Source organism: Corynebacterium sp. NPDC060344 (genome assembly GCF_042725215.1).
Lineage (GTDB): Bacteria > Actinomycetota > Actinomycetes > Mycobacteriales > Mycobacteriaceae > Corynebacterium.
In genome coordinates, this window is sequence record NZ_JBHXCS010000005.1 from 149,367 (window position 1) to 175,332 (window position 25,966).

Here is a 25,966-nt window from a genome sequence, read left to right on the forward strand (position 1 = left end):
GGGGCTCATCCCCGCTGGCGCGGGGAGCACTCTACATCCGCCGCTATGGGGACCGGGTAGATCTGGCTCATCCCCGCTGGCGCGGGGAGCACGAGGTCCGCGAGTCCTACGCGAGGGGCGGGGCGGGCTCATCCCCGCTGGCGCGGGGAGCACGGATCACCCGCCGCCACCTGCCACGTCGGAGCCGGCTCATCCCCGCTGGCGCGGGGAGCACTGGAGGAGGCGACGCAGACGGCGGGGCAGCTGAGGCTCATCCCCGCTGGCGCGGGGAGCACGCCCACGTCGTCCCCGTGAAGGGGACGCTGACGGGCTCATCCCCGCTGGCGCGGGGAGCACTCCGACAACCTGTCGTTCAGTGCGGTCGGGTCGGGCTCATCCCCGCTGGCGCGGGGAGCACGTTGCCTCGGGCCGGGCGCTACCCCGGTTCCGGGGCTCATCCCCGCTGGCGCGGGGAGCACCGGGTCGACGGAGGAAGCCGCTCTGGCGGTGGGGGCTCATCCCCGCTGGCGCGGGGAGCACTGTGTCCTCCCATGACGAAACCCCCGCGTGCCGGGCTCATCCCCGCTGGCGCGGGGAGCACGCGGCGGGCGGCCGGTTTGCTCGTGGTGGCCGGGGCTCATCCCCGCTGGCGCGGGGAGCACGTCCGCCCGGTGCCCCCAGACCGACACGTCGCCGGCTCATCCCCGCTGGCGCGGGGAGCACCAGCGACGAACATTCCTGGACCATGGCGGACATGGGCTCATCCCCGCTGGCGCGGGGAGCACGCCGCCGCCCTGTCGTCTAAGTCGGCGCTGTGGGGCTCATCCCCGCTGGCGCGGGGAGCACGTGACCATCGTCGCCGAGTCGTTTTTCACGCAGGGCTCATCCCCGCTGGCGCGGGGAGCACGTCGACAGCAGCAGGGTACCGGGCGCCTCACCGGGCTCATCCCCGCTGGCGCGGGGAGCACGGTAGCGGCGGGGCTGTTCCCCTTCGCTGTTAGGGCTCATCCCCGCTGGCGCGGGGAGCACTACTCGCAAAAGTCGCACACGAAAACGGCCATGGGCTCATCCCCGCTGGCGCGGGGAGCACCCACCGGCACCACGCCGAGACCATGCGAGTAGGGGCTCATCCCCGCTGGCGCGGGGAGCACCGTGAGCAGAAACGGGCGCTTATTGCTGAGTCGGGCTCATCCCCGCTGGCGCGGGGAGCACCTGGCCCGCATGAAGGAATTCCACGACCGCGACGGCTCATCCCCGCTGGCGCGGGGAGCACGATGTTGCTTAGTGAGGTGGCACCAATTTACGGGGCTCATCCCCGCTGGCGCGGGGAGCACCCGTGAATCGTGACGGTGATGTCACCGCCCTCGGGCTCATCCCCGCTGGCGCGGGGAGCACGACCCGCGTGACCCGTATCATGTGTGGGGGTTGGGCTCATCCCCGCTGGCGCGGGGAGCACCACCGTTGGATTCCAGATGCTGTTTATAGATACGGCTCATCCCCGCTGGCGCGGGGAGCACTTCAAACCCCCTCGGGCCGCCGGCCCTTGGGGGGGCTCATCCCCGCTGGCGCGGGGAGCACCTAGTACCAATGGCAGTAATCAGTATTTGACCGGGCTCATCCCCGCTGGCGCGGGGAGCACTCAAGGCCGATGGACTTTCGGGCGTTATTTCCCGGCTCATCCCCGCTGGCGCGGGGAGCACGTGCAGCAATTCCACGAGCATTGCCGGTGCGTGGGCTCATCCCCGCTGGCGCGGGGAGCACTATTCAGGACGTGAAGCCTGGTGACGTGGACGAGGCTCATCCCCGCTGGCGCGGGGAGCACGCCGGATTGGACACCGGGGTGAGGCTGTCGAACGGCTCATCCCCGCTGGCGCGGGGAGCACACGACGCCGTCAGTTTCGATGTCCTGGGCGACGGGCTCATCCCCGCTGGCGCGGGGAGCACGCGACAGCCCCAAGGCCCGTGCCGCGCTCAACGGGCTCATCCCCGCTGGCGCGGGGAGCACGACTACCTCCACGGCGAGCAGTCCGATTTGAACGGCTCATCCCCGCTGGCGCGGGGAGCACGACCGCGGCGGTGGCCAGGCCGACGATGAGCTCGGGCTCATCCCCGCTGGCGCGGGGAGCACTCCGCCAGAGATCCCGAGGTGCACAGCGAGCTGGGCTCATCCCCGCTGGCGCGGGGAGCACCTGGTCGGGATGACGTTGGCCGGGAAGCACCTGGGCTCATCCCCGCTGGCGCGGGGAGCACCCCGCCCGGGTTGCCAGTGACGTGCGAATGCGCGGCTCATCCCCGCTGGCGCGGGGAGCACCCTCGACCGACAACCGCCCGCACCCGTGGGCGGGGCTCATCCCCGCTGGCGCGGGGAGCACCCGCACTTCGGGCAGGCCATGTTGGGGATGACGGGCTCATCCCCGCTGGCGCGGGGAGCACCCGACCGGACCCGCACCGAAGCCGACCGCCCAGGGCTCATCCCCGCTGGCGCGGGGAGCACTTCCTGCCGGCGGGGGTGCAGTTCCCGAAGTCGGGCTCATCCCCGCTGGCGCGGGGAGCACTGCAGGATTTGTCGGAAACCGAATTCACGGCCCGGCTCATCCCCGCTGGCGCGGGGAGCACGCTACGGGCATGCGCGCCGGGGAAGTCGCGGGGGGCTCATCCCCGCTGGCGCGGGGAGCACCCACTGATCCACAGCACCACTGGCCAGTCCTCCGGCTCATCCCCGCTGGCGCGGGGAGCACTCGGCAAAGCACTTACGGGTGGTTTTGCACGTCGGCTCATCCCCGCTGGCGCGGGGAGCACGGCTCCTCACCTCCAACGACGACCGCAAACACCGGCTCATCCCCGCTGGCGCGGGGAGCACACTCGGTGAGCTGCGAATTAGGCCGCCTGATCAGCAGTGCGGATACGACTCTATCTCACCAACCGATGGGGACTTAGAAGCGGTTTCGGCGAACCCCGCGGGCCGTGCTCCACCCTGTGCGCCGGTTTGCGGACTTTGCTGAAGGTCGAATCATCAGCGTCAGGCCATCGAAATCAGTGGGCTTCCAGGAGTGCCGGTGAGTTCGGAATTCGAGTCCCTGCTCGTTGTTGGAGTTGTACACGAGAAGCGCTCTCCCGTCCTTGCAAAGATCAAGGGTCCGATCCCAAAGAAGATCCCGGATTCGTGCCGAAGGCTGTCCCACGAAGACGCCCGGTGAAATTTCGGCCAACCATTTCGTCAGATCTCCGCGAAGACCTGCTGGGCATGCCGTCACGACCAGGACGATCATGACGATTCGACTTCCTCAGGTTCGGCCCAGTTGATGCCGGCTGCAATCACTTCGAGTTCATTCCACAGCATGAGCTCGACGTCCATGGCGTCGGGTGCGGCATCCGTGTGCATGAGGCGATGGAGATCCCGGACCATTCGTTCCATGAGGCGACTGGTCACGACCAATTCCCGCACCCGCCGTCGAACACTGGAGACAGCGTCGGCGTCGGAGTCGACGACAGCGTCGAACGCGGCGGGAATCGAAATCTCGGCTTTGTACAGATCCGCAATGTCGTAGACGAACGCACGGTCCGTTCCGTTATGCACCACGCCCAGGGAAGGAATGAACCCGAGCGCGGTGATTACAGCATGCGTCACGCCGTACAAGGCGGCATTGGCTGCGGTGAGCGAGCGATTGATCGGATCACCGGAATCGAAGTCGTTCGGGTCGTAATTGCGCCGGCTCCAGGGGATCCCCACGCGTTCCGCTTGTTCCGAATAGATCCGCTTCATCCGCGCTCCCTCTCTGCCACGAAGTTGAGCCATCGTTGCGGACGAGACATCCTCACCATGGAATCGCATGCCGTACATGTCGCGGGCACAAGCGAGGCGGCGGCGCTGATGGCTCACGATCGCGGCCTGGGCTTCGGCATTCCTTGAGGTTTTCGCCGGTGGTCGGCCGTGCGCGTAGTAGCGAACTCCCTTTTCGCCGGTCCACACGACCGAAACACCCGCATCACCGAGCAATGCCATGGCGGCATAGGTGATGCGGGTGCCCGGCCCCAATAGAAGCGCCGCCAACGTGGTGGCCGGCACGTGAGCGGTACCCCGCTGATCGGCAATGGTCAGCGCATTGTTGTCGCGATTGATCACCGCCCGCTCCGCGTAGAGGAAGCTGATTCGGTTCTCGACCCGCGACAGTTCCTGGCGGACCAGTGGCACCTCACTTGGGTTCCTCATGGCAGGTCATCGATGTCTGGCGAGAGTGAGAAGGCCGCAGCCGTAAGCGCGAGCCCGGCCGATGCCCAGATTGAGGGTCGATCGAAGCGCATCGACATCGGTGACCTCCAGAGTTCCGGAAAACCGCGCAGTGGAGATGCTCACCCGACGAGGCTTTGACCCCGATCCCTTGTTGAAGGAAAGCCTCTCTCGGCCAACCACTCGGACGTCGTCAAGCAACCGGAAACCTGCCGATTCCGCACGCTGGTTCAGCCACTCGAGTTGATGCTCGGCAGTGACGTGGGCGACGACCTTGCCACGCGTCCCGCGTTCGCCGGCTTTCGACGAGACGGGGTTGGCAAGCAATTCGAAGGCCCACTTCTGTCCCTTCACCAACGACCCCTGCAGCCTGGCGTAGTCAGCTGTCTGAGGCGGACGCGTATCCCATCCGGCTTGCTCGATGATGTGGACGGCATCGGGGGTCTCGGGCCCGACGATGTACAGGACGTGTTCGTCGCCCTGGGAATCGGCCCGCCACAGAACGCGGGAATCGCCGGTGTCGATGTCCGGGGGAAACGCTGCACGCACCGCCGCATGCATGGCCTCCGGATTGGTCAGCAGTTTTCTGCCGCCACGCTTCCGGGGATTGAGGTAGATGCGAGTGAAGGTGCTCATGCCGAAATCACCGTTTCGAAGAAGGGATCGACCGAAGTGCCCATGTCGTTGGTGACCCGGCACCCCTCGGACTCGAGGACCACGGTTCGCCACGAATAATCGCGGTGTTCCTGGGAGAACGACACCGGGATGTCCTGGCGGGCGAATCCACCGGATTCACCTGGGAGTCCATCCCTGTAGATGGGGAGTTCAACGTTTTTGGCACGGCTCTTTCGATGGTGATCCGCCGCATGCCAGGGCTCGGCGCGCAGCGCCTCCGTCGCAGGCTTGTCGACGATCCCGAGAACCAGGTTCACCGGTGCCGGACACGAACGTCGTCCAAGATAGAGAGGGAATCGCGGACTTCTCAGGGCTGCTTCCAGCCCTTCGAGGACCTCCCGACGTGAGGTCTCCAGCGCCACGACGAACGCGGCATCGGACAGGTAGTAGCGCGTCACCAAGTTGGCGTGCTTTGCGCCGTCGGCCAGCGCCGTCTGATAGTCACGGAGGAGGCTGCCCGGCTGATCGACGCGAACGGCCATGGTCAACTCGGTCAGGTCTTCGATCGGATCGGTCCGGCGGCGGCCCTCGGCGGCGGCGAGGAGCCCAATGACACCGGATTTCGTGGGCACCTGTCCGGTGGTGCGCTGTTTGTACCGGCTGGAGTCGCCCCACGATTGCATGGGCCCCTTCAACAGGAGGAGCAGAGAGTGGGCCATGGCTAGGCACCCGCCCCGGAAATGGCCGAACGCACGAGGCCGTCGAGCTCGGGGAGGGTGGTCTTCGTCGCGATGTCGGCGAACGGTTCCGAGAGATCTCCGAGTCCGACGACGAAGCTGGCGGCGGGGACGAAGCCATAGTCGGTTTCGATCGCCTTTTCTTCCTTGGCCAGAGCGCGAGCACCGGCCTGGCGGCGGCCATCGGTGCCGGACGAGATGGGGTTCTCGAAGGCATTGACCAGAGAAATCGAGCGATCTTCGCGGACGGCCACATAGACGAGCTCCGGCAAGGTGTTGTGCGCGAAGGTGTTCTGCTTGCCGGTGGGAAGGCTCGAAATGAAACTGCGCAGGAAGGTTACGGCCGCGGTGACGGCTGCATCACGATCCCCGAGGTTCTCGGCCAAGGATTCAACGTCCAGAGTTGCGAATCGATACAACGACGAGGACGTCAACTGCACGGTGCCCATCATGCCGGCGCCGACCTCATCATTGTCCTCGATCACGTCGTCCACGGCCGTGTAAAAATCGAACTCCGGCTCGCTTTCGTGGATGCCGATGGCGTGGGCGACCTGCACGGAAGCATCGACATTGAAGAACGGGTCATCGGCGACCATGCGGCCGAACATGGCGATGTCGACGCTGTGGTCCTTCTTCAGCAGATCGGCGACATCTCCCTTCTTCAAGTTTTCTCCCTGAGCGTCAATGATGGCGCGCGCCAGGTTCTCGATCTGCTTCGGGCTGAGGAACAACAGGTATCCCGTCTGCTGGAAGACCCGCTTCTTTTCTTCTTCGGAGTCGGTCTCCTTGGTCTTCGGTTCGGTCAGCTTGATCTTGACCACCTTGAACGCCTGCTCGACCCTTTCCGCGGCGCGCTCGTCGGTCCATTCCTCGCCGCCGAGCTCCTTGACCTTGTCGACGACCAATCCAACGACGTACTTGGTGCGGAATCCGACGCTGGCCGGGTCAAAGTTCTTCTCGAAGTCCTGGCGGATTGCGCGCTTCCAGGACTGGGAGGACACGCGCTGGCGGGGAACGCCACCGTAGATGGCGGACTTGGGAGCGCCGGTGTCGTCTCGATTGATCAGGCTGGGCGGAAGAGTCTGAAGGGCGTGGATATCGATGATGAGGGACATGATGGTCCTTTCCGGGGACGGTTAAAGCTACGAGGTGGGGGAAGGGGTCGAGGAGGGGGTTTGCTTCGATTCGGCGGCAGTGAACCGGCCCATCGCGAAGTCGCGGCCCCAGCGAAGAAGGACGCCGGGCCGATGTTCGGCCTTGTCCAGCGCTCGCAGATCGTTGGCGAACTGGGCGTAGTCGAAACCAATGCCTGCACCGCGGAGGAGCGTGATCATCGATCGCGTGTGAGTCAGCCTGGATCGGGTGGACCGGGCGAGCAGGAGTGCATCGAACCGGGGCTTGAGGGATCCGGACTCGCTCTGGGCGTAGAGGCGGCCGCATGCGCCGGCGAACGAGGTATTCCGCACGTGCATCGGGCGGGAGGAGCTCTGCATGTGCAGTGCGAACAGCGTCAGCGCATGAAATGCGGCCGTTTCGGACGGGGAAGGCGCATCCGTGTGGCCGACCGAATTCTCATTGAGCGTCGGTTGGAGCACCAGCAGCGTCTTTTCCAGGGACAGTGGATCTCGGTCAATCCGTTGGCCGGCGTTGCGCCGAAGCTCTGCGAGCGTTCCGCGAGCCGCGGCCTGCGCACGTTCGCCTTGTTCACCGAGAATCTGGGATTGCAATCGGGTAGCCGTGGCGCCGACCGCGACGTAGAGCGTGTCTCGCGCGCCTCCGTCGGGATTCGCTGTCGTCATCGGGTCTTCTCCTTTGAGGTGGTGCGATCTTCCTTTTGGGCGGGATCGTCGATGAGGTAGAGAATCTTCTTCAAGCGGTTCTGGAGCATCCGGTAGGCCGAACCCGCCGACAGGATCCTGGTGCTCGACCCGTCCGGGCCGCTGCTGATTTCTCGTCCCGCGAGAGCCTTCGGTCCTGCGCCGCGCATGATTTCTGCGGCTTTTTCCAGGATCTCCCGGCGTACTTCCGTTTGCCAGGATTGCGCCTGCTTTTCGACGTCATCGACGCGCAGGTGCGCCAACCAATGGATGAACCTGGGTTCGAGTTCGGACAGAATTCCATCCGTTGGATCCGGTTGGAACTCGTACGCCCCACCCGCCGCTTCGAGCAGGTGTCCGCCGAACTGCCCGAGGGCGATGGCAGCGTCTCTGGTGGCTGCGACGGTGGTGATGAGTTCGGCGCGAACGTCAGCCGCTTCCGTCTCCAACAGCGCCACGGGAATCTCGATTCGCCCGACGACCGTCGTGGCGACCGATGAGGCTTGCGGACCGTAAACCACGGAAACCAAGTGAACGTCGAGTACGCGGGGTAGATCGATGTCTCTGGCCAAGTCGGCGAGCTGAGACAAGTTCTTTGGTCTGATCGGGGCGATGTTCTTGCCGTCGAAGCCGGGGTCTTGGTCCAGCGAGATCAGCGGTTCGAGGGACCGCCACATCGTCCGATTCGGGTCGAAGGGCAGCGCGTAGTGCACCACGTCGCCCTTTTTCGACTGATTCGGGCTGTACCTGTAGGGGGTCATGGGGTCATCGCGCACATTGGCTCCGGCATTGGGAATCTGATCGCCGTTGCTCACGAGGACTGCATTGACCCGATCACCATCGACATACATGCGGATGCGGCGCCCCTGCCAAGTGGCGAGATCATTCGGACCCTGGGGCCCCGCAATTGCCCCGGCGCCGGCCGGAGGCGCGATGTGCCGTTCAGCCGACGTGTCGGGATCGCGTTCCCATACTGGTTTGTCGTCGGCGCCGGTCAGCGCTTCTTGCGTGGTGTTGAGCAACAGGGTGTGCCGCAGGTTGTCTCCGACGACGACCGTTCCGCCCGTGCGGCCCGTCCAACCGGTCCCGATCGGATAACCCTTGCCACCCTTTACTCGGGCATCACCTTCGGCACCCGACTTGATGCCGGAGTAGTCGTACGCCTGCGCGTAGATCAGCCATCGCGCGGCTTCGGCAAACGACAAGGAATTACGACCGGTGCCGGCGCGCATGGTGAAGTACTCGTCTTCAGCTTCGGGAACGATGCGCTGAATCTCCGAGAATGCCCCATTCTTTGTGTGCAGGTCCGCAACCTGCATGAACGGTTTCTCGGGGTGGAGCAGGTCGAAGCGGTCGTTCCAATTCTCGAGGTATTCAATGACGGCGTCGTCGGCATCGCCCACGTCCTCGAGCGTCTCACCGAACCAATCGCTGAATACGAAGGTTTCACCCGCTCGGACCTTCGTGTCGGGGTGGTGTGCTCGCCAATAGATGGACAGGAGAACACGTAGAACCGAGTAGTCCTGGGCGGGTGAGTCTCCCCGGACGCTCTTGACGTCGCGACGGCCGTCGAAAATCTCGGTGATGCTGAGGAGTTCGACTCCTCCGTCCATCATTTCGCATTGGATCCACGGCTCGGTGAGCAGTGAGAAGCTCGGTGGTGAGTTCACGTTCTTTTCCTTTCGTTCCCTTAGTTGCAACTCTATTTGTTCTCTTGCCGTACCTGTTCCAACCCGAGCTCGGACGAATATCGGAGCCGTTGGCCGTCGAGTTCCACTTCCCCGTTTTCATCGAGTCGGAGGGCGACGTGCCCCTTCAGAAGAAAATTCTTGGACCACCCGATCGGCGTCTCCAGCTCGAGTTTGTCGATGACCCGTTTGAAGACACTGTCGCGCCGGCTGAATCGGGCCGGTAGGCGCAGGACGGACGAAGCAAGACGGAATGCCGTGGACCGATCGGGTTCGGCATCGTCCATGAACTCGGTTTCCGGGGATTCTTCGCCGGGAATCGGAACGACTCGGTACCCGTAGTCCGTGGAGATGATCGGGATCACTTCGAATGTTGGGTCGCTGTCGCGGACTTGAGCCGCTCCCGCCTCTTCGCCGGCCGCGGACTTCTCCATGCTCCGGTGGTAGCGCTCGAAGAGTTTCACGATCTTCGCGCTGTACTGGGGCTCCGGAATCTGGAAAGTGCTCGCCCTCTTCTCCGAGAGCTGCAGTGACGCAGTCATTTCCGTTTTCCACTCGCCGTACCTAGTGGCCCATGCGTCCGGTGGAGTGAAAGTGGGGGAATAAGTCGCCTGCACCAAATGGGAGATGTCGTCGGGTCGCCGAAAGCTCGAAGGGAGGTTGGCCAGCGTCGACATCAGGATCGCCGGCGCGTAGATCGCCGCCGTCCCTCCTTCGAAAACCGGAATCGGTTCGAGTTCTTCGATCGCGCGTACGTACACTTTCGGTTCGCGCAGATTCGCCGGTCGGTCGGTGTCGGGGCGGGCATGGCGGTGGATGCGTCCGATTCGCTGAATCATGAGGTCCATCGGTGCGATGTCGGTGATGAGAGCATCGGCATCGATGTCGAGGCTCTGTTCGGCGACCTGGGTGCTGACGATGATCTTTCTGTCGGGGCGGCCAGCGCCACGATGGCTCTCGGGGCCGAGCGCGATTCGGAGCTCGTCTTCACGTTGAGATCTCTCCGCCGCCATGAATGCGCTGTGGTGGAGTTCGACGTCATCGGCGTAGGCACCCGCGAGCATCCGATACGTCTCCTGTGCACGTCGGACGGTGTTGCAGATGATGAGCAAGCACCCGCCGTCGGAGACCAGGCTTTCGACCACTCCCGCCAGGTCTTCGAGAGAATCGGGGATCACGTCAATTGAGGCGTTGAGGTCGGTGGGCCGGGATTCAACGTCGTGCTCCCGTACGCCATGGCGGTCCACGGCGGTGAGGAGCGGATATCCGACGGAAAGATCGTCAGGGATCTCATCGGAAAGCTGCCCGCCGTAAGCCCGAACCAGTTCGAGCTTCTCCTTCTTGGGGAGAGTCGCACTGAGGAGTACAACGGATGCGCCGTACCGTGCGAGCCATTGCAATGCCTTTTTCAGGTAGCTGCCCATGTAGAGGTCGTACGAGTGGACCTCATCGATGATGATCACTTTTCCGGCGAGGCCAATGTGCCGGAGCATCGAATAGCGCATCTGAAGAGCCATCATGAGGACCTGGTCGACCGTCGCGACGACGAAGTTCGAAAGGAGCGCCCGCTTCGGCCCGTTGAACCACTGACTTGCGACGACCGAGCCGTGGGCTCCCGGAGCGTCCTCCGCGATTCCCCGGGTCCGGAGCTGTTCGAAGTCCTTCGAGAAATGCTTCCGGGAGTGGACGAGATTCATCGACGTGACGTGGCCGGTCGGAGTATTGAGAGCGGCCCAGTCACGAGCGCGGGGAAACAGGCCGTTCGACGTGCCCATCGTCGGAGTCGCAAGAAGAAGCCCCTGTGCACCCGTGGCTGCCGCGATGAGGTGGCCGATGGCCAATGCGGCCTCGGTCTTTCCCTCGCCCGTCGGGGCCTCCACGATCATCAAACAAGGACCGTCGGATTGCGCGATTGCATCGATGGCGACCCGCTGAATTGGTCGGGCGCCGAACGAATCCGGCCAGTCGAAAGCTTGCCGGTAGTAGGCGTCCGTGCCGTCGTCCAGGCTGGCCTCCGCATTCCAGGGGCCCGTCAGCCCGAGTGCCAGAAACCCTTTGCGTGCCCGATCCTCCAAAGTTCCGTGTGGAGTCATCGGGAAAACATCCGAGTTGGAAGCGATCCAGTCGGACATCACGATCAAGCCGGCCAGCAGCATCGCAGAATCCGCATGGAGCTTCTTGGGCAGCCGCGCCGCAATCGTCGCGAATCCAGTGGCCGATGACATGCCATCGAGTATTTCGTCGTGTACCGCAACCCACGGCGCCGCGTAGTCCTTCAACAGACGTTCGGCGTGTTTCAGGTCGTCCCCGTTCGTGGCGACGCCATGGTGAGCTCCGATGATGGGCGCAATCGAGTTCGCCGTTTGCTTCTTGCACCCTTGCTTCAAGAGCCAGGCATGAAGGATGGCCTCTCCCGCCAGTCCATGAGGGAAGGTGACGCGTTCCGCCTCCAGCGTGGACATTGCGAGCGGGAGTCCGGTGGTCGCGAGGTCGTCAAGGATCTCGCGACCCCGTTCGGTTTTCTCGATCTGGCGCTCGAATTTGAGCGTGGCTTTGCCGACGTCGTGGGCGCCGGCAAGAAATGTGAGGAGCGTACGCAGGTCCGGCTCGTCCATGTCGAGCTTGTCTTCCAGAAACCGCTTGACCGAATCGGATACCCAGTGCTCCCACAGCAGTGACGAGACTGCGGCCGCATCGGCCAGGTGTTGGGGCAGTGAAAGCCAGCCGGAATCGTCGCCGGATTTTGCCCACATCGCAGTGAGTTCGGGTGATGCCTGCGCCGTGAACTGGCTCAGGCGTTCGAAGAGTCCGCTATCGCGATCCGGACCGGAGTCTACGTTCATAAATCGAAGCTTATGTCAGCTGGATGCGCGTCGTCAAGCGCAAGAACCAAATAACTACAAGGTTCATGAACTGGCATAGTTCAATACCTTGGCGTGCGCATGGGTTGGGGGGCTACGTTGGGCTGGCGTCCTGCGCCAGCGGGCATGAGCCGCTTGTTGTTACGTGGTTCTTCGTCGAAAGACGTGTTCCCCGCGTCAGCGGGGTTTCATGGTCGGGGAAGCCGTCACCGCCCAGTGCGGGAGGCGGCTTCCCCGGCCACACCCAACCCCCGCTAAAACCCGATCTTCCTCTTCGTGGTCAGCTTGCCGTTGACGAAGCGGGTGAGGAACGGCGGCGACATGTGCGCGCCGGCGAACAGCAACTTGGCCTGCAGCCCCACGGGGTAGTGGACCTTGGCGGGCTTGGGGGTGTGGCGCTCGCCGTCCTTGTAGCCTGCGTCGATGCAGTCGACCACGGCCTGGGCGACGTCATCGGCGGTGAGGCGGATGCCCAGGCGGCTGACGCCGGTGGTGGCCACGCCGTCGAGCATCCCGGTGTCGGTGAACAGCGGCCAGACGGCGGCGACGCGGATGCCGTGGGGGCGCCACTCGTAATCCAGGGACTCGGTCAGGCCGCGGACGGCGAACTTCGTCGCGGAGTACGTGGCCATGTCCGGGGTGCCGTAGATCGCCGCGGCCGACGCCAGATTGATCAGCTGGCCGCGCGACTCCTTCAGGTACGGCAGCCCCAGCTTCGCGCCGTAGGCGACGCCCTTGACGTTGACGTCGATGATGCGCTCGTCGACGTCGGTGTCCGCGTCCTCGAACGCGCCGCCATAGAGGATGCCGGCGTTGTTCACGATGACGTCGATGCCGGCACCGCCCGCCTCCGCCGCGAAGGACCGCAGCGCCTCGCGCCACTCCTCCGGGTCGCGGACGTCGAGGTGCCCGGTGACGGCCCCGGCGCGGCCCTCGGCCCAGGCGACCTCGTCGGAGATGTCGTACACGCCGACGGTCCAGCCCCGGTCGAGGAGGATTTCGGCGGTGCGGCGGCCGATGCCCTGGGCCGCGCCGGTGATGAATGCGGTGCGCTTCGTCTCGTTCATGGCGCCAGGCTAACGCCCCGGCCGGGGCGGCGCGGCGGATTCGCCGGTTCGCCTCTAGGCTCTACCGGTATGAGCACCTGCATTTCCGCACGGGAACTCCACAGTCACATTCAATCCGGCCGCCGCATCGCGATCATCGACACCCGTTGGTCCCGCGACCGTTCGGCCTACGGCCACTACACCATGGCCCATATCCCGTTGGCCCTGTTCTGCGACCCGACGTTCGACCTGGTCGGCATCCCGGACCGCGCGCATGGCCGCAATCCGCTGCCCGAGCTGGAGCGCGTCCAGGACGCCGTCGACCGGTGGGGCCTGACCGATGCGCATGAGATCGTCATCTACGACCAGGGCGATGGCCTGCTGGCGTCGCGCGGCTGGTGGATTCTCACCTGGGCCGGCATCAAGGACGTCAAGGTCCTGTCGGGCGGCATCGCTGCGTGGGAGGCCGAGGGCTTCGACACCGCCGGCGGCCCGGGCAACCTGCCGCAGCCGGGCAACCGCACGGTCACCGAGGGCAATCTGCCGGTCGTCGACGTCGACGAGGTCGCGGCGTGGCCGGACAACGGGGTCCTCATCGATTCCCGCGAGCTGTCCCGCTTCCAGGGCCGTGCCGAGCGCCTGGACCTGCAGGCCGGCCACATCCCCGGCGCGGTGAATCTGCCGGCCCGCGCGCTGCAGCGCGACGGCGAGTTCCTGCCGGCCGACGAGATCCGCGCCAAGCTCGCCGAGGTCGGCGTGACCTCGGGCGAGCAGGTCGCCGTTTATTCGGGTTCGGGCCTGCATGCGTCGCTGTTCGTGCAGGCGATGCACGAGGCCGGCATGCCGGGTGCGTCGCTGTTCGTCGGTGGTTGGTCGAAGTGGGCGGGTGATCCGGCGCGGCCCATCGTCCGCCTGTGACGGGGGCGCATAGACTGTCCCCACCATGACTTTCCTCTTCGTTCTCCTCGGGATCGCCCTGTTGGGCGTGGGCGTGGCCCTGTTCGTCTGGGATTCGCGCCGCGGTGCGGGGGTTTCGCGTTCGCTTGACGACGCCCCCACCGCACCCGCCGAGACCGCATCCCCGCCCGAAGAGGCGGGAGCGGATGACGAGGATATGGCGGTAGAGGAAAAAACTCAGCCCGAGTCCGAGCCCGAACCAGAACCCGCGCCGGAACCCCAGCCCGAACCTGAGGCTGCACCAGAGGCTGAACCCGAGGCTGAACCCGAGCCCGCCCCCTCCGACCTCGATGAGCCCATCGACGTCGAAGAGGTGGAGCTCGATCCCGATGACGAGCCGCTCGATCTCGGCGAGGCTCCCCGCCGTTCGCGGCCGTCGTTCGCGCCGCGCTTTCCCACGCGCGAGGAACTCCGCCACGCCGGCCCCTTGGCCGGGATGGCAGTGCGCCGGGCGCGCAAGGCGTGGGCGGCCGATCGCAATGCGGACTTCCGCAAGGTCGACGCCGATGCCGCCTCGTGGTGGGACCGCGTTCCGGAGGGCGATGCCCGCGACATCGTCAGCGGCTTCGCCCACGGCCGCGAGATGCACCTGTGCGACATCGGCGGCGTGACGCTGCTGGCGCTGCGCCGCCCGGTGCCGTCCGACGAGATCATGGAATTCTCCCGCGACGGCCGCACCGACCTCCCGGAGGTCGGCGTGGAGGGCGACGTCACCGTCTCCGCCACGGACCCCGACATCATCCACCGCATCTTCGACGACCGCGCCCATGAGGTGCTGCGGTCGCTGCCGGAGTTCATCACCGCCGCGTGGGCGGAGGGCGAGTGGGTCATCGCCGCCTTCGTCGACGGCTCCGGCCCCGACGAGTGGGACGCCGCGCTGGCCCCGATCGCCGGCTTCGGCGACATCGCCCGCCGTCTGCCGCCGTCGCCGGGATCCATCGGCGAACTCGACGCCGCCCACCGCGACCCCACCCGCGCCACTGCGGCCGACGCCGCCCCCGGCGCCGCCGCGCCGGGCCACCTGCGCCCGCTGCCGGAGCCCAGCGCCGCCACCCTCACGGCGGTGCCCGATCCCGTCGAGGAAGCCCCCGCCTGGAAACCCCCGGCCGCCCCGGAGCATCCGCTGGAGACGCCGACGCGGGCCGTCGGAAAGCGGATGGGCGACGGCGAGTTCCGCGACATCGGCCAATCCGGCGCGGACCTGCCGGCGCTGGGCGAGGACCCCGAGCACAGTCGCGCCACCATCACCGGCGGCCGCATCATCCGCCCCGACTCCGGGCCGGCGGGGATCTTCGGCAACGGGGACCAGGCAAGCACAGACAACGACGCACAACCGGAAGAGGACGACCAGCGATGAACAACCCCAAGGTAGACGCCACGAAGCTCGCGGAACTCGCCGAGCTGGTCAAGGAGCTGGCCGTCGTCCACGGCCGCGTGACGCTGTCGTCGGGCAAGGAGGCCGACTACTACGTCGACCTGCGCCGCGCGACGCTGCACCACAAGGCCTCGCGCCTGATCGGCGAGCTGCTGCGCGAGCTCACCGCCGACTGGGACTACGTGGCCGTCGGCGGCCTGACGCTGGGCGCCGACCCGGTGGCCGCCTCCGTCATGCACGCCGCCGGCCGCCCCATCGACGCGTTCGTGGTGCGCAAGGAGGCCAAGAAGCACGGCATGCAGCGCCGCGTCGAGGGCCCCGGCATCGAGGGCGCGAAGGTCCTGGTCGTCGAGGACACCACCACCACCGGCAACTCTCCGCTGACCGCCGTCGCCGCACTGCGCGAGGCGGGTGCGGACGTCGTCGGCGTGGCCACCGTCGTCGACCGCAACACCGGCGCCGCCGACGTCATCCGCGCCGAGGGGCTGGAGTACCGCTTCCTGCTCGGCCTCACCGACCTGGGATTGGAGTAGCCATGAGCCGCACCCCCGAAACCCTGAAGCAGACCGCCGTCCGCCGCACCGCCGAGGGCGCCGGCGCGCTCGTCGCCGCCGTCGGCCGCGCCACCCGCGAGCCCGAGCGCGCCGGCTACGTCGGTGCCGCGCTGGTCAACGTCGTGTCCTCGGCGCTGGGCGCGGAAAAGCCCCGCAAGGCGTCGAAGACCCTGCTCATGCCGCTGCTGGCCGCCTCGGTGGTCCGCCGCCGCCACGAGACCAGGCCCGCGGTCACGGCGGGGCTGCTCGTCGGCCTGGCCGGCGGCTGGCTCGGCGACCTGGTGCTCATGCCGCGCAAGAACGACCTGAACAAGGGCGCTGCGGCGTTCGCGGTCAATCAGGCGGCGTACATCACGATGCTTCACGACGCCGGGGCCCGCCCCAACCGTTTCCGCAGCCTCGCCCGCTATCCGCTGTGGGCGGCGTCCGTCGCGGGGTCGGCGCTGACCCGCCCGGATCTGCTGCCCGCGGCCGCGGGGTACGGCTTCCTGCTGTCCACGACGTCGATGCTCGGCGACGATTCCCGCCTGGTCGACGGCCTGGGCGAGGGCGACCCGCGCTTCGGCATCGGCCACGGCGGCAATCTCTTCCTGGTCTCGGACGCGCTGCTGATGCTGCGTGCGTTGGTGGGGGAGGAGGGCGTCGTCGGCAAGCTTCTCGATGCCGGGGTCATGGACACCTACACCGCAGCCCAGCTGCTGCTCGTCGACGGCATCCTGGAGCTCGGGCGGAAGTGACCGGGGAAAACCAGCCCGGCCCGACCGAGTGGGGCGCGCCGCGCGTCGGCGTCGGTCCGTGGGCCGAGGAGCACCCCGGCGAGCCCGTGCCCGGCGACGCGAAGTACGACCCGGAGCTGCTCGCCGAGGGCGACCGCCGCAACGTCGTCGACGCCTACCGGTACTGGACGCGCGAGGCGATCGTCGCCGACATCGACGCGCGGCGGCACCCGCTGCACGTGGCCATCGAGAACTTCGAGAACGACGCGAACATCGGCACCGTCGTGCGCACCGCCAACGCCTTCGCCGCCGCGGCCGTGCACATCGTGGGCCGGCGGCGCTGGAACCGGCGCGGCGCGATGGTCACCGACCGCTACCAGCACCTGCACCACCACGACACCGTCGGCGAGGTCGTCGCCTGGGCCCGCGAGCACGGCCTGGCCGTCGTCGCCGTGGACAACGTGCCCGGGTCGGTGCCGCTGGAGACCGCCGAGCTGCCGCGAAACTGCCTGCTGCTGTTCGGGCAGGAAGGGCCCGGCGTCACCGAGGCCGCCCGCGACGCCGCCGACATGACGGTGTCCATCGCCCAGTTCGGGTCGACGCGGTCGATCAACGCGGGCGTGGCGGCGGGAATCGCGATGCACGCCTGGGTTCGAACGCATGCGCACCTGGAAGACGCGTGGTGAATCCGCCGCGCCACGTAGGATGAGTCTGGATTAACGGCATTACGTAGAAGGAGAGCCCCGTGGTGGTCAGGATGTCGCGGACAGAGGCCGAAAACTGGGCCTACCGCGCCGATGTCGCGGAGCAGGCGATCCGGGACCGCCACGGCGCCCGGCTGTGGGGGCTGCGGGGCACGAACCTGGCGGTGCCGTCGTGGCCGGCGCCGGTGCAGCACAAGGCGTTCTTCTCCTGGCATTACTGGTGGCAGGCGCACTACCTGGATTGCCTGATCGACGCGGCGGCGCGCGTGCCGTCGCGCGAGAAGTCGAAGGCGGTCCAGGCGACCATCCGGGGCATCCGCCTCCGCAATCTTTCGCCGCTGTCGTCCAACAAGTATTTCGACGACCGCGCGTGGATGGTGCTGGCCCTCGGCCGCGCCGGCAACGTCGGCCGGGGTGCGCGGGGGACCACGCGGCGCCTGCTGCATTCGCTGGTGGAGGGCATCGACCCGTCGACGGGCGTGCTGCCGTGGCGGGTGGGCGACGTGTTCTTCAACGTGCCGTCCAACGGCCCGGCGGCCATCGCCTTCGCGCGCGCGGGGCGGTTGGACGAGGCCTGTGCGCTGGTGGACTGGATCTTCGACAACCTCGTCGATGATTCGGGGCTGATCCTCGATGGCGTGCGGCTGTCCATGAGCGGCGCCGAGGTCGAGCGCGGCCGGTACACGTACAACCAGGGCGTCATGATCGGCGCGTGCCTGGAGATCGCCCTGGCCCTGCGCGAGCGCGGCGACCGCGAGGCGTCGACGCGGTACCTCACGCGCCTGCACACGCTGATCCATTCGGTGGCCAAGGACATGGCGACGCCGGACAACGTGCTCAAGGGCGGTGGCGGCGGCGACGGCGGCCTGTTCAACGGCGTGCTCATGCGCTACCTGGCGGATGCGGCGATGCGCCTGCCGGATGATGGCCGCACCGACCGCGCCGCCGCGCGCATCGCCCGCCGCCTGGTGCTGGCCACGGCGAACAGCGCGTGGCAGCACCGGCTGGAGGTCGACGGCCTGCCGCTGTTCCCGGCGGATTGGACCAGGGATGCGACGTTCCCGCAGGCCGGTGGCCTGGTGTCGGCGTCGGTGGCCGGTGCGGTGCGCGAGGGCGCGATCCGCGAGCGCGACCTGTCGGTGCAGTTGTCGGGCTGGATGCTGATGGAGGCCGCCGCCCGCGTCGCCGAGGACGTCCGCCGCAATTCCGCGGGCCCGGAGGCCGGCCAGTCGAAGGGGGCCACGTGCGAGTGATCGGATCGGCCGAGGCCCGCGCCGCCATGACCGTCGGCCGCGCGGCGTACGTCCTGCGCGCGGCATTGCTCGACGGCGTCGACCCGGCCGCGGACATCCCGCGCGGCAGCGCCGACGTCCCGGGCGGCGGCCAGTTGCTGTGGATGCCGTCGACGGGCCGCGACCATTCCGGGGTCAAGCTGATCACGGTCGGCGGGCGGCCGTGGGTCCAGGGCGCCTACGTGCTTTTCGACGGCCCCACGCTCGCCCCCGCCGCCGTCATCGACGGACCGGCGCTGACCGACATCCGCACGCCGGCGGTGTCGTTCGCGGGAGTGCTCGAGATCGTGCAGGCCCGCCGCCAGCCCGGCCGGCCGCTGCGCGTGGCCATCATCGGCTCGGGCCCGCAGGCCGTCCACCACGCCCTCGGTGCGGTGGAGCTGTTCGGGGAAGTCGAGGTCACCTTCGTCGTGCGCACCCCGCGCGACATCGACTGCGACGTGCCCCATTCCGTGGCCACGGAGCTGCCCGCCGGCGCGGACTTCATCGTGTGCGCCACCTCGGCGGATGAGCCGGTGCTGGCGGATGCCGACGTCGCCGACCACGCCGTCGTCGTCGCCATGGGCGCCCACCACCCCGACAAACGCGAGCTGCCCGGCGAGCTGATGGGCCGCGCCCGCGTCATCGTCGAGGACGGCCACGTCGCAGACACCGAATGCGGCGACGTGATGCTCGCCGTCGACGAAGGCCATCTGCGGCGGGGCGAGTGGGTGGAGTTCAGGGACGTCGTCGTCAAGCAGGGCCTGGCCCTGGAACTGGCGGAATCCGGGCGGCCCGTCGTGTTCAAGACCGCCGGCATGAGCTGGGAGGACCTCGCCGTGGCGGTGGAGATCCTCGCCCGCACGTAGCGGGGGCCGCGCCATGGCATGGTTCGTGCTGGTCGTCTCCGGCGCCTTCGAGGCCGTGTGGGCCGTCGCGCTGGGCAAATCCGACGGGTTCACGCGGCTGGTGCCGTCGGTGGTGTTCTTCGTCGCGCTGGCGATCTCCATGGGTGGCCTGGCGTGGGCCATGCGCGAGTTGCCGCTGGGCACCGCCTACGCCGTGTGGGTGGGCATCGGGGCGACGCTGACCGTGGCGTACGGCATGGCGTTCGACGGCGATCCCGTGACGCTGCCGCGGATGCTGTTCCTGGCGATGATCGTCGGCGGCATCGTCGGGCTCAAGGCGCTGGCATAGTGGTCGGCATGAAGCTCAACGACATGATGGCTCCGCCCCCGGTCCACCTTCCCGCGTTCGCCGACGCCGACGCGGCCCGCGCCGCCGGCAAGCCCGCCGACGACGTCATCCGCATCTGCCCCCGCGACTCCGCCGCCTGGGCCGACCTCGCCGAGGACGCCCTGGAGCGCGGCGAGGCCGTCACCGCCTACGCCTTCGCCCGCACCGGCTACCACCGCGGCCTCGACCTGCTGCGCGGCAACGGCTGGAAGGGCTTCGGCGCCGTGCCGTGGTCGCACGAGCCCAACCGCGGCGTCCTGCGCGCAATCTCCGCGCTGGCCAAGGCCGCCCGCGCCATCGGCGAAGACGACGAGTACGGCCGCTGCCTCGCCCTGCTGCAGGATTGCGACCAGTCCGCGGTGGCCGCCACCAACCTGTAGGCGCCCATGACCGGCCCCACGCACCCGGCCCCGCGCCGCGAACCCCGCGACATCGGCCTCGACGCCACCGAGTACCTCGAGGCCCTGCGCCACCCGGCGTCGCGCGCCGCGATGGCGCTGCGCCGCCGCATGCGCCCGCGCACCCGCGCCCTCCACGGCGTCGAGCGCCTGCGCACGCGGTGGCTGCTGGTGATCCAGGCGGCGCTGGCCGCGGGGCTGGCGTATTGGTTCGCGCTGGAGGTCCTGGGCCACCCCAATCCGTTCTTCGCGCCGATGGCGGCGTTCATCGGCCTCAACGTCATGGTCGAGGGCCCGCGCCTGAAGTTCTCGCTGGAGCTGGTGCTCGGCGCGGCGCTGGGCGTCGGCGTGGGCGACGTCATCTTCTCGGTGCTCGGCCCGGGCGTGTGGCAGCTGACGGTCGGCGTGCTGGTGGCCATGATGATCGGCGTGTTCGTCGGCCGCGGGCCGCTGGTGGTCAATCAGGCGGCGTCGTCGGCGGTGCTCATCGCGACGATCATGCCACCGGGGTCGACGCTGTCCTACGAGCGCATGGTCGACGCCCTGGTCGGCGGCCTCATCGGCGTGCTGGTGATGGCGCTGATCCCGCGCAATCCGGTGTCGGAGGCCCGCCGCACGGTGGCGACTGTCCTGGACCTGGGTGCCGATGTCCTCTACGACGTCGCCCGCGGCCTCCAGGACCGCGACGCCGATCGCATCCGCGCGGGGCTGCAGGTCGCGCGGGCGTCGCAGGCGGATGTGACGCTCATGGACCGCACCATCGCCGATGGCGTCGAGCAGGTGCAGTTGTCGCCGCTGTTGTGGAATCGCCGCAGGCAGTTCCGCTCGCTGGCCCGGCTGGTCCATCCGGTGGACAATGCGGTGCGCAACATCCGCGTGCTGGCGCGCCGGGCGATCACGTCGACGGAGGATGGCGGCGAGTCGTCGGAGGAGCTGGTCGCGCTGGTGATGGGGGTCAGCCAGTCGGCGCATACGGTCAGAAGATTGCTTGACGACGCCCCGTCGCTCGCCGACATCCCCGATTGGGGCGAGCTTCCCCATGACGATTCGAAGACGGGGACGTTCGCGGCGGTGTCCGGTGATGATGGCCACGGCACCGTCACCCATGAGGCGGCCATCCGGGAGCTGCGCATTCTCGCCGCGAAGATGCGGCCGGCGGTGGTGGAGGGAGCGACGCTGTCGGAAGTGGTCATTTTCGCCCAGTGCCGTTCGCTGGTCGTCGACCTTCTGCAGGTGTGCGGCCTGTCGCGGTTGTCCGCGGTGGCGGCGCTCCCGCCGACCGTCGCCCGCCCGGCCATGCCGCCGGAGGTGTGGGACCTCGACGAGGACTGAGCGCCCGGCGCCCCGTCGCTCGCCCGACCCTGCCGCCAATCCCATGCGCCCCATTGGCAACGGCCAGTGGTGGTCCCCGACCGCCCCACCTCGTCGCCAACCCCATGCGCCCCATTGGTCACGGCCAGTGGTGATCGCCGCCTCGCGGGCCGGAGTTATTCGACGAGCGCAGCCTCACAATTTCGCGTCCTGGGCATTTACCGGCGTTCACTCGGCGTGTGGCTGCATACGTCGTCTTCGCCGGTCGGGGAGGAGCTGGAGGGAGCGGCTGGGGTGGCCTACGGGGCCGTGAATGGCACTAACTGCCGACGCTTCCGCGATTTCGTTGCAGTGAATCGCGGAAGCGTCGGCAGTTAGTGACGGTCACCCCGGCAAACGGGTGCGAGCGGAAGCCGTCCAGCTGCCGCCCCTGCCCACCCCACCGGCGTCTACGTCCGCCCAGCGGTGACGACCTTGAATGTCGGGCCGTTTAGTGGCGACGCCTATTTTTGGCGTAGTAAACGGCCAGTGGGAATAATATGATGGGGATCATGACCGCCAGCCATTTGAAGTCGCCGATTGCAATGGCGGTGAGAGCAACAATAATGGCTGCGATTAGGGTGTAGGTGAGTTGAGTTCTCGGTATGGGCTTTTTGCCCGTAGTTTTTGCGTGCTGGTCTTCTAGATGGGGCATGATGCAATTCCTCCTAGTCCTGCAGCTGCGCCTGCTGTTCCGGCTCCGGCGCCCTTTCCTCCGACTATGCCTGCCGCTATGCCGGCTTCACACTTTGTCGATAGCTTGAGTGCGTGGCACCGGGCGGCCCTTCCTGTCGGTCGTGCGAATGGCTGCCACGGTATAGGGGCTAGGGGATCCTGGGTGGAGGTTTGGCAAATAAATCGTACGGGGCGTTCGGTCCTTTTCAGGCCCGGCGATGATCTCGCCGAGTCGCTCCTCGGTCCCATCGTCCTCGGGGGCGGCGGTGGTTGGTTGACCGTCCGGTGGTGTCGCCGGAGGGGTGGGCCTCGACGGGGACTGGGGAGTGACGCCTTACGCTCCCCCAACCGATCCGCCCCGCCTCGCCAGCAACCCCATTTGCCCCATTGGTCACGGTCAGTGGTAGTCCTCGCCCCGCCCGGCGGCGCTATCCGACGGGCGCAGCCACACAATTTCGCGTCCTGGGCATTTACCGGCGTTCACTCGGCGTGTGGCTGCATACGTCGTCTTCGCCGGTCGGGGAGGAGCTGGAGGGAGCGGCTGGGGTGGCCAAGGGGCCGTGAATGGCACTAACTGCCGACGCTTCGGCGTTTTCGTTGCAGCGAATCGCGGAAGCGTCGGCAGTTAGTGACGGTCACCCCGGCAAACGGGGAACTGAACCGCGATGGATGATCGGGCACACGTGGATGGGACCCGGTGATGGTCGACGGCGCCCGGTGATGACCTTGGCCGGCGGCTACACCCGCTCGTCGGTGACGACCTTGTACGTCAGGCCGGCGATGATCGCGCCGACGATGGGCGCGACGATGAACACCCACAGCTGCCCGGGCGCACCATCGCCGTGGAAGAACGCCACGCCGATCGACCGCGCCGGATTCACGGACGTGTTGGAAATCGGGATCGAGACCAGGTGGATCAGCGTCAGCGCCAGGCCGATCACGGCGCCCGCGGCACCCGGGGTGGCGCGCTTGTCGGTGACGCCGAGGATGATCCACAGGAAGAAGGCGGTCAGCACGATCTCGGCGATGAGCACCGCCGTCAGGCCGTAGCCGTCGGGGGAGTGGGCGCCGTAGCCGTTGGCGGCCATGGACCCGGTGGCCTCGAAACCCTCCTTGCCCGCGGCGATGATGTAGATCAGCCCGCCGGCGAGCAGGCCGCCGACCAGCTGCGCGACGACGTACCCCGGCACGTCGCGCCACTCGAACCGCCGCCCGACGGCCAGCCCCAGGGTCACCGCCGGGTTGAAGTGCCCGCCGGAGATCGTGCCGAAGCTGTACGCGCCGGTGAACACGGTCAGGCCGAAGGCCAGCGCCACGCCCAGGTAACCGAGGCCCATGTTGATGCTGCCCTCGGTGATCTGGCTGGCGGCGAACACGGCGGAGCCCGCGCCGCCGAAGACGAGCCACAGGGTGCCCAGCATCTCGCACAGCAGGCGGGCGATCATGCTGGGGTCGTGGGTGGTGGGGATCGGTCCGGTCTTGACGTCCGTGGACATGGCTTCCGCCTTTCGATTTCGGGGTCAAACGCACGGGTGCGTTGCCCGAAGCCTAGGCCGCGCCGGGTCACCTCACCAGTTGCAGATCCAGCAAATGCCGGTAGATCGTCGTCTTCTCCCGCGGCTTCTTGGCCTCCACGCCGTCGCGGACGTACCGGAACCCGGGGCCGCCGGCCTGCACGGCCCGCCCGGTCACGGGTTCGTGCAGGGTCCGCGGTGCGCCGGACATGTCGGCGAGGCCGGAGTCGTCGGAAAGCTTTTTGCGGAACAGCCCGCCCCGCCCGGGCGGCGGCGGCAGTTCGGCGGCGACCAGCCCGGGCGCGTCGGGCAGCGGGCGGACCTGGACGCCGTGCGCGGTGCCGGAGAACAGTTCGGTGCTGTCGACCCACACCTCGCCGCGCAAGCCCCCGCGCGACGCCGTCCCCGCGATCCCCGGCTCCGTGAGCAGGGCGAACCCGACGATCGCCTGCCCGGTGTCGTCGCGGGTCAGCGGCACGGGCCGCACGGGGCGGGACTCTGCGTCGGCCATCGAAAGCCCGAACTCCCCGCCCCCCTCGACCCCCCAATTCGTCGCGGCGGGCGACGGCGCGGTGGGCACGTGCGCGACCTCGAACCACAGCAGGTTGCGGCGCATCAGGTGCGTGACCACGGCCGCCAGCGACGCGTCGGGCCCGACGACGATCACGCGCACGGGCTCGCTCGGCCGCTGCGTCGCGGGCCGCGGCGCGCCCAGGTGGGGCACGTCCTTGCCCTTGGCTATGTCGTCGGGCGTCGGCGCGTCGTCGTGGGGAAGGACCTGCTTTGCGACGTCGTCGAGCACCCCCAGATCACTCCGCCCCGGCAGGAGGGGCATGTCGCCGACACCGCATCGCAACACCAGAATCCGCATGTGACTACACTAGCCGGGGGTTTTATCAACCGACTTGTTGGAGTGAATGCAATGGCCGCAATCATCGTGGTGGGCGCCCAGTGGGGCGACGAGGGCAAGGGCAAGGCGACCGACATCCTCGGCGGCTTGGTCGATTACGTGGTCAAGCCCAACGGCGGCAACAACGCCGGCCACACCGTCGTGGTCAACGGCGAGAAGTACGAGCTGAAGCTCCTTCCCGCGGGCGTGCTGTCGGAGAACGCCACCCCGATGATCGGCAACGGCTGCGTGGTCAACCTGGAGGCGCTGTTCGAGGAGATCGACGGCCTCGAGGCCCGCGGCGCGGACACGTCCAAGCTGCGCATTTCGGGCAACGCCCACATGGTCGCGCCGTACCACCAGACGCTGGACCGGGTGACGGAGCGGTTCCTGGGCAAGCGCGCCATCGGCACCACGGGCCGTGGCATCGGCCCGACGTACGCGGACAAGGTCGGCCGCGTGGGCCTGCGCGTGCAGGACATCTTCGACGAGTCGATCCTGCGCCAGAAGATCGAGGCGGCGCTGGACCAGAAGAATCAGATCCTGGTCAAGCTGTACAACCGCCGCGCCATCGAGGCCGATCGGATCTTCGACTACTTCATGTCCTACGCCGACCGCCTCAAGCCGATGGTGGTCGACTCGGCGTACGTGCTCAACGAGGCCCTCGACGCCGGCGAGCACGTGCTCATGGAGGGCGGCCAGGCGACGATGCTCGACGTCGACCACGGCACGTACCCCTTCGTCACCTCGTCGAACCCGACCGCGGGCGGCGCGTGCGTGGGTTCGGGCATCGGGCCGACGAAGATCACGTCGACGCTGGGCATCATCAAGGCGTACACCACGCGCGTGGGCGCGGGGCCGTTCCCGACGGAGCTGTTCGACAAGTGGGGCGAGTTCCTGCAGACCACCGGTGGCGAGGTGGGCGTCAACACGGGGCGCCTGCGCCGTTGCGGCTGGTACGACTCGGTGCTGGCGCGCTACGCCTCGCGGGTCAACGGTTTCACGGACCTGTTCGTGACCAAGCTCGACGTGCTCACGGGCATCGGCGAGATCCCGATCTGCGTCGCCTACGACGTCGACGGCGTGCGCCACGACGAGATGCCGCTGACGCAGTCCGAGTTCCACCATGCGGTGCCGATCTACGAGACCATGCCCGCCTGGGACGAGGACATCACCGGCTGCACCACCGTCGATGAGCTGCCGGAAAAGGCGCGCGATTATCTCGCGCGCCTGGAGGAGCTGTCCGGTTGCCGCATTTCCTACGTGGGCGTCGGCCCGGGCCGCGACCAGACGATCGTCATCAACGACCTGCTGGAGGCGTAGGCCCCTCTCGCTTGGCGACGTTTACGCGGATGT

General features: G+C 67.6%; 22 protein-coding genes and 1 CRISPR repeat array (1 of these 23 running past the window's edge). Of the genes, 11 read left to right on the plus strand and 11 right to left on the minus strand.

Going from position 1 to position 25,966, the window contains the following annotated elements; genetic code table 11:
- A CRISPR array of direct repeats spans nt 1-2,839; the repeat unit is 28 nt; unit sequence GGCTCATCCCCGCTGGCGCGGGGAGCAC; it begins 3,660 nt to the left of the window's first position.
- 73 nt (nt 2,840-2,912) lie between these two features.
- The 9 genes from cas2e to ACFWGD_RS08055 form a co-directional block, all read right to left on the minus strand.
- Nucleotides 2,913-3,248: a type I-E CRISPR-associated endoribonuclease Cas2e gene (cas2e, locus tag ACFWGD_RS08015; RefSeq protein ID WP_377778106.1), complete on the minus strand. Its 336-nt coding sequence runs from the start codon at nt 3,246-3,248 to the stop codon at nt 2,913-2,915.
- Nucleotides 3,245-4,189 carry a type I-E CRISPR-associated endonuclease Cas1e gene (gene cas1e / locus ACFWGD_RS08020; RefSeq protein ID WP_377778107.1) on the minus strand — a complete coding sequence of 315 codons (945 nt, stop codon included), beginning with the start codon at nt 4,187-4,189 and terminating at the stop codon, nt 3,245-3,247. The genes cas2e and cas1e overlap by 4 nt, the downstream gene beginning before the upstream one ends.
- A gap of 6 nt (nt 4,190-4,195) precedes the next feature.
- The gene (gene cas6e / locus ACFWGD_RS08025) at nt 4,196-4,843 is read right to left on the minus strand and encodes a type I-E CRISPR-associated protein Cas6/Cse3/CasE (protein ID WP_377778108.1); all 648 of its coding nucleotides are present in this window, start codon (nt 4,841-4,843) and stop codon (nt 4,196-4,198) included.
- A complete protein-coding gene (gene cas5e / locus ACFWGD_RS08030; protein WP_377778109.1) occupies nt 4,840-5,541 on the minus strand; it encodes a type I-E CRISPR-associated protein Cas5/CasD in 702 nt (233 codons plus the stop codon). The genes cas6e and cas5e overlap by 4 nt, the downstream gene beginning before the upstream one ends.
- Before the next feature lie 2 nt (nt 5,542-5,543).
- Nucleotides 5,544-6,674, minus strand: a complete 1,131-nt coding sequence (cas7e, locus tag ACFWGD_RS08035; protein WP_377778110.1) for a type I-E CRISPR-associated protein Cas7/Cse4/CasC — start codon at nt 6,672-6,674, stop codon at nt 5,544-5,546.
- A 27-nt stretch (nt 6,675-6,701) separates the two neighbouring features.
- The gene (gene casB, locus ACFWGD_RS08040; RefSeq protein ID WP_377778111.1) at nt 6,702-7,358 is read right to left on the minus strand and encodes a type I-E CRISPR-associated protein Cse2/CasB; all 657 of its coding nucleotides are present in this window, start codon (nt 7,356-7,358) and stop codon (nt 6,702-6,704) included.
- The gene (gene casA, locus ACFWGD_RS08045) at nt 7,355-9,046 is read right to left on the minus strand and encodes a type I-E CRISPR-associated protein Cse1/CasA (protein WP_377778112.1); all 1,692 of its coding nucleotides are present in this window, start codon (nt 9,044-9,046) and stop codon (nt 7,355-7,357) included. Before casA ends, casB begins: the two co-directional genes overlap by 4 nt.
- A gap of 32 nt (nt 9,047-9,078) precedes the next feature.
- Nucleotides 9,079-11,907 carry a CRISPR-associated helicase Cas3' gene (gene cas3 / locus ACFWGD_RS08050; protein WP_377778113.1) on the minus strand — a complete coding sequence of 943 codons (2,829 nt, stop codon included), beginning with the start codon at nt 11,905-11,907 and terminating at the stop codon, nt 9,079-9,081.
- A gap of 272 nt (nt 11,908-12,179) precedes the next feature.
- Entirely contained in the window at nt 12,180-12,992 is an 813-nt protein-coding gene (locus tag ACFWGD_RS08055; protein ID WP_377778114.1) for an SDR family oxidoreductase, read from the minus strand.
- A 69-nt stretch (nt 12,993-13,061) separates the two neighbouring features.
- On the opposite strand from ACFWGD_RS08055, the gene ACFWGD_RS08060 reads away from it, so the two are divergent.
- From ACFWGD_RS08060 to ACFWGD_RS08105, 10 genes are read left to right on the plus strand one after another with little or no spacing between them, the layout of a single operon-like run.
- Nucleotides 13,062-13,889: a sulfurtransferase gene (locus tag ACFWGD_RS08060; protein WP_377778115.1), complete on the plus strand. Its 828-nt coding sequence runs from the start codon at nt 13,062-13,064 to the stop codon at nt 13,887-13,889.
- Nucleotides 13,890-13,914: 25 nt separating this feature from the next.
- Entirely contained in the window at nt 13,915-15,285 is a 1,371-nt protein-coding gene (locus ACFWGD_RS08065; RefSeq protein ID WP_377778116.1) for a hypothetical protein, read from the plus strand.
- Nucleotides 15,282-15,836: an orotate phosphoribosyltransferase gene (gene pyrE, locus ACFWGD_RS08070; protein ID WP_377778117.1), complete on the plus strand. Its 555-nt coding sequence runs from the start codon at nt 15,282-15,284 to the stop codon at nt 15,834-15,836. The genes ACFWGD_RS08065 and pyrE overlap by 4 nt, the downstream gene beginning before the upstream one ends.
- A 2-nt stretch (nt 15,837-15,838) precedes the next feature.
- Nucleotides 15,839-16,594, plus strand: coding sequence for a lysoplasmalogenase (locus ACFWGD_RS08075; RefSeq protein WP_377778118.1), 756 nt, complete (start codon nt 15,839-15,841; stop codon nt 16,592-16,594).
- On the plus strand, nt 16,591-17,259 hold the full coding sequence (locus ACFWGD_RS08080) for a TrmH family RNA methyltransferase (RefSeq protein WP_377778119.1): 669 nt from the start codon (nt 16,591-16,593) through the stop codon (nt 17,257-17,259). Before ACFWGD_RS08075 ends, ACFWGD_RS08080 begins: the two co-directional genes overlap by 4 nt.
- 59 nt (nt 17,260-17,318) lie before the next feature.
- Complete coding sequence (locus ACFWGD_RS08085) at nt 17,319-18,530, plus strand: glycoside hydrolase family 76 protein (RefSeq protein ID WP_377778120.1); 1,212 nt, start codon at nt 17,319-17,321, stop codon at nt 18,528-18,530.
- Nucleotides 18,521-19,417, plus strand: a complete 897-nt coding sequence (locus ACFWGD_RS08090; protein WP_377778121.1) for an ornithine cyclodeaminase family protein — start codon at nt 18,521-18,523, stop codon at nt 19,415-19,417. The genes ACFWGD_RS08085 and ACFWGD_RS08090 overlap by 10 nt, the downstream gene beginning before the upstream one ends.
- A 13-nt stretch (nt 19,418-19,430) precedes the next feature.
- On the plus strand, nt 19,431-19,745 hold the full coding sequence (locus ACFWGD_RS08095) for a DMT family transporter (protein WP_377778123.1): 315 nt from the start codon (nt 19,431-19,433) through the stop codon (nt 19,743-19,745).
- An 8-nt stretch (nt 19,746-19,753) separates the two neighbouring features.
- Nucleotides 19,754-20,164 carry a DUF3151 domain-containing protein gene (locus tag ACFWGD_RS08100; protein ID WP_377778124.1) on the plus strand — a complete coding sequence of 137 codons (411 nt, stop codon included), beginning with the start codon at nt 19,754-19,756 and terminating at the stop codon, nt 20,162-20,164.
- Between the two features lie 6 nt (nt 20,165-20,170).
- Nucleotides 20,171-21,514 carry an aromatic acid exporter family protein gene (locus tag ACFWGD_RS08105; protein ID WP_377778125.1) on the plus strand — a complete coding sequence of 448 codons (1,344 nt, stop codon included), beginning with the start codon at nt 20,171-20,173 and terminating at the stop codon, nt 21,512-21,514.
- Nucleotides 21,515-22,944: 1,430 nt separating this feature from the next.
- Here ACFWGD_RS08105 and aqpZ read toward each other — a convergent pair.
- Together aqpZ and ACFWGD_RS08115 are read right to left on the minus strand one after the other, a co-directional pair.
- Nucleotides 22,945-23,703: an aquaporin Z gene (aqpZ, locus tag ACFWGD_RS08110; RefSeq protein ID WP_377778127.1), complete on the minus strand. Its 759-nt coding sequence runs from the start codon at nt 23,701-23,703 to the stop codon at nt 22,945-22,947.
- 67 nt (nt 23,704-23,770) lie between these two features.
- Entirely contained in the window at nt 23,771-24,592 is an 822-nt protein-coding gene (locus ACFWGD_RS08115; protein ID WP_377778128.1) for a hypothetical protein, read from the minus strand.
- Nucleotides 24,593-24,643: 51 nt separating this feature from the next.
- On the opposite strand from ACFWGD_RS08115, the gene ACFWGD_RS08120 reads away from it, so the two are divergent.
- On the plus strand, nt 24,644-25,933 hold the full coding sequence (locus ACFWGD_RS08120; protein ID WP_377778129.1) for an adenylosuccinate synthase: 1,290 nt from the start codon (nt 24,644-24,646) through the stop codon (nt 25,931-25,933).
- Nucleotides 25,934-25,966: the final 33 nt, after the last annotated feature.

Coding starts and splice junctions, on each gene's coding strand:
- pyrE (WP_377778117.1), top strand. CDS start 15,282: ATGAACAACCCCAAGGTAGACGCCACGAAGCTCGCGGAACTCGCCGAG.
- ACFWGD_RS08060 (WP_377778115.1), top strand. CDS start 13,062: ATGAGCACCTGCATTTCCGCACGGGAACTCCACAGTCACATTCAATCC.
- ACFWGD_RS08065 (WP_377778116.1), top strand. CDS start 13,915: ATGACTTTCCTCTTCGTTCTCCTCGGGATCGCCCTGTTGGGCGTGGGC.
- ACFWGD_RS08100 (WP_377778124.1), top strand. CDS start 19,754: ATGAAGCTCAACGACATGATGGCTCCGCCCCCGGTCCACCTTCCCGCG.
- ACFWGD_RS08105 (WP_377778125.1), top strand. CDS start 20,171: ATGACCGGCCCCACGCACCCGGCCCCGCGCCGCGAACCCCGCGACATC.
- ACFWGD_RS08055 (WP_377778114.1), bottom strand. CDS start 12,992: ATGAACGAGACGAAGCGCACCGCATTCATCACCGGCGCGGCCCAGGGC.
- ACFWGD_RS08075 (WP_377778118.1), top strand. CDS start 15,839: ATGAGCCGCACCCCCGAAACCCTGAAGCAGACCGCCGTCCGCCGCACC.
- ACFWGD_RS08115 (WP_377778128.1), bottom strand. CDS start 24,592: ATGCGGATTCTGGTGTTGCGATGCGGTGTCGGCGACATGCCCCTCCTG.
- ACFWGD_RS08095 (WP_377778123.1), top strand. CDS start 19,431: ATGGCATGGTTCGTGCTGGTCGTCTCCGGCGCCTTCGAGGCCGTGTGG.
- cas6e (WP_377778108.1), bottom strand. CDS start 4,843: ATGAGCACCTTCACTCGCATCTACCTCAATCCCCGGAAGCGTGGCGGC.
- cas7e (WP_377778110.1), bottom strand. CDS start 6,674: ATGTCCCTCATCATCGATATCCACGCCCTTCAGACTCTTCCGCCCAGC.
- ACFWGD_RS08120 (WP_377778129.1), top strand. CDS start 24,644: ATGGCCGCAATCATCGTGGTGGGCGCCCAGTGGGGCGACGAGGGCAAG.
- cas2e (WP_377778106.1), bottom strand. CDS start 3,248: ATGATCGTCCTGGTCGTGACGGCATGCCCAGCAGGTCTTCGCGGAGAT.
- cas1e (WP_377778107.1), bottom strand. CDS start 4,189: ATGAGGAACCCAAGTGAGGTGCCACTGGTCCGCCAGGAACTGTCGCGG.
- aqpZ (WP_377778127.1), bottom strand. CDS start 23,703: ATGTCCACGGACGTCAAGACCGGACCGATCCCCACCACCCACGACCCC.
- casB (WP_377778111.1), bottom strand. CDS start 7,358: ATGACGACAGCGAATCCCGACGGAGGCGCGCGAGACACGCTCTACGTC.
- cas5e (WP_377778109.1), bottom strand. CDS start 5,541: ATGGCCCACTCTCTGCTCCTCCTGTTGAAGGGGCCCATGCAATCGTGG.
- cas3 (WP_377778113.1), bottom strand. CDS start 11,907: ATGAACGTAGACTCCGGTCCGGATCGCGATAGCGGACTCTTCGAACGC.